Annotated in this window: 3 protein-coding genes; all 3 read left to right on the forward strand. The window is 59.7% G+C overall.

The window, feature by feature from the left end; all coding sequences use genetic code 11:
• The coding region (locus tag E3T38_RS16515) for an HNH endonuclease signature motif containing protein (RefSeq protein WP_134549193.1) at window positions 1–225 on the forward strand (225 nt) is incomplete at its 5' end.
• Between the two features lie 139 nt (window positions 226–364).
• On the forward strand, window positions 365–1651 hold the full coding sequence (locus E3T38_RS16520) for a toll/interleukin-1 receptor domain-containing protein (RefSeq protein WP_134549194.1): 1287 nt from the start codon (window positions 365–367) through the stop codon (window positions 1649–1651).
• Window positions 1652–2048: 397 nt separating this feature from the next.
• Window positions 2049–2687: a hypothetical protein gene (locus E3T38_RS16525; RefSeq protein ID WP_134549195.1), complete on the forward strand. Its 639-nt coding sequence runs from the start codon at window positions 2049–2051 to the stop codon at window positions 2685–2687.
• Window positions 2688–2745: the final 58 nt, after the last annotated feature.

The following is a 2745-nucleotide window of genomic DNA, read 5'->3' on the forward strand; positions in this document are numbered from 1 at the left end:
GCCGGCGGCGCCCAACACGTCATCTTCGGCACCACCGGCAACATCCTCTACCTCGGCGACACCGTCCGCTGCTTCACCCCCAAACAACGCGCCGCGATATCCGCCCGCGACGACGGCTGCATCATCCCCGGCTGCACCATCCCCGCCCGCTGGAGCGAAATCCACCACGTCATCCCCTGGCACCAACACGGCCCCACCAACATCGACAACGGCACAAGTTACTAATACGACCTCAAAGTGACGATACGTATTTAGGACGGGATCGGTGCGAAATCCAATTGACGGCTGCACCTGATGCGCTAACTAGTCCAAACAACCGACTGGTCACCTTAGGTTGCTGCGGAAATCCGATATGTTCTGACACATGGATATTCTCGCCAAGGCCTTTCTGAGCTACGCACACGCTGACAACGCCAGAGAGGGCGGGCGCATTCTGCGGCTCGCGGAGCACCTCCGGAACGAGTTTGAGTTGCTCACCGGTTCAACGATCGAAATCTTTACGGACAACGCTGAGATCCTTTGGGGACAGGACTTTCGGCAGCGGCTCGACGAGGCACTACAAGAAACAACTTTCTTCATCCCAGTGCTGACGCCTACCTACTTCATTCGCGAGGAATGCCGAAAGGAAATGAATCAATTCGTAGCGTCAGCGTCCGGGCTTGGGCTCAACGAACTGTTGCTCTCGTTGCGATACATTCCTGTACCAGATCTCCGTGAAGAAAGCGTCGATGATCTGAAGTCGGTTGCCGCACGCATGCAATTTGAACCTTGGGACCAACTCCGGCTGGTTGACGAACACTCCACAGAGCATCGGCTGGCCGTCAACCGTCTCGCGGCCAGATTGGTTCAGCTAACCCAGGATTTGGAGGGTGGAACCGGTGCGGTGGGCGGAGGAGGTGCGTCGCTCGGCTCGGCGCTCGTGACGATCCCATCGCCGAACTCCCGCAGTAACGAACACATTGTTCTGTCTCCAAGTAAAAACCGGGAGGATCGGGAAGCCAATCCGAGCTCGGCCGCTAGCGAAAAGACCGATGGACGATCACGGCGCGACCATGATCATGCTGCGGAAGCCGTAGAAGAAACCACCCGTCATAGCGAGGACGACGAACCCGGACTCGTCGATCTCGTTGCTGAAGTTGAGCCTGCTATGGCGGCTTGGGGAGCTACTCTGACGAAAATGCCCGAGGCGACGCAGGCCTTCAACGAGAAGTTTGCTGCGGCCACCAGCAAAATGGAAGCGGCGAATTCGAAGCCAAATTCTTTTGCGTTGAAAGTCCAGGTCGCTCGCGAACTCGCCCGAGATGTGGAGCCGGACCTTGCGCTCATTGAGAGCCTGTCGAAGGAGTACACGACGAGCTTGCTCAGGCTTGACCCCTCGATTCGGGCGCTCTTTGAACTCGCGGCGCTCGGGAGCGATGACGAGTCTCGGCCCGTCGTTGCAGAATTGTCCAATTCCATCGGCAAGTTGATCGAAGCTGCTCGAAGCGCGATGGATAGCACCACATTTGCCGCCGACGCTGCAAGAGCCAACGCCAAGTTGAGCAAGGACTTGAGGCCCGTGCTGCGGCGCTTCGAAACGGCAATGCGGAATATCGTTGACGGATTCACTTTCATTGAGGCGTGGGACACCCTCCGGCCCAGCGCCGCGTAGCGGTGCCTTTACTTGAATAAGCAACGTAACTCGGGAGCGCGGTAGCGCGTCCGAGGGCAAGGAATCGACCGCGCGCAGCGCGGGAGATTCCGCGGCAGCTAGCAGTTGCCTGTGAACGAATCACAGCCATGTGGTTCGGCTGCTAGACATAGAGTGAGGTTTCAATGAGTCAGCACTCCAGGGGCTCGGAACCCAAACTACCTAAATGATCGAGGGGCCCATCTGGAGGGGTCGAGCGGCGCTATAAAGGCCAGTGTCCCCGCTCACGCATAACTATTTTGGAGGCCGCACCGGTGGGAGTCCGGTAGCTGAGGCCTGCGCCGTTCCGGATCTTGTCGACAACTGAGGTTGTCCGGGTTTCAGCGATTCCCTTGTCGGTTTCGCACGGTAGGCCTCCATGTCATCTTCCGCACCACATCCATCGCTCCATTCCCTCGCGCGTCCAGATGCGGGATGGCGCTTCACGTTGTACCCGGAAGCGGGAGAGGGCGGCGGCTCGTTCCATTCGTCCATCCGTCGTGTGCCGAGCTACGTCTCGCGGGGCTTCGCAGCGGACCCGGAGCGATCGGCAGCCGAGGCGGGTCGGCGTGCGCGGGCGACGTTGCGGCGCTACTGTTCGGCGAACCGGCTCAATCGGCTCGGCACGCTCACCTTCCGTGGTTCCGGATGCCACGATCCGGAGTTGCTTCGCCTCCATCTGGGCGAGTTCTTCCGCTCCTTGCGGTCGTCTCTCGGCGGGACGGCGTTCCCGTATGCGTGGGTGCCGGAGTGGCACAAGACTGGCCACGGCCTGCATGCGCATTTCGCCGTGGGGCGGTTCATCAAGCGCTCCCTCATTGAAGCGGCGTGGGGGCACGGGTTCGTGCATATCAAGCTTCTGGGTGACCTTCCGGTCGGCTCGAGTTATCTCTCTGAGGCTCGGATAGCCGCGGGGTACCTGTCGAAGTATGTCGCGAAGTCCTTCGCGGATCCGTCCGTGCGTGTGCTCGGGTTGCTGTTAACGCCGACCGAATATAGGGCCAGTATCGCCGACTGAAAACAGGGCCACCAGCCACTATGGAGGGTGATCAATATGGATGATTGGGCGAAGATAC

The organism is Cryobacterium sp. Hb1 (genome assembly GCF_004403585.1).
GTDB classification, from domain to species: Bacteria; Actinomycetota; Actinomycetes; order Actinomycetales; family Microbacteriaceae; genus Cryobacterium; species Cryobacterium lyxosi.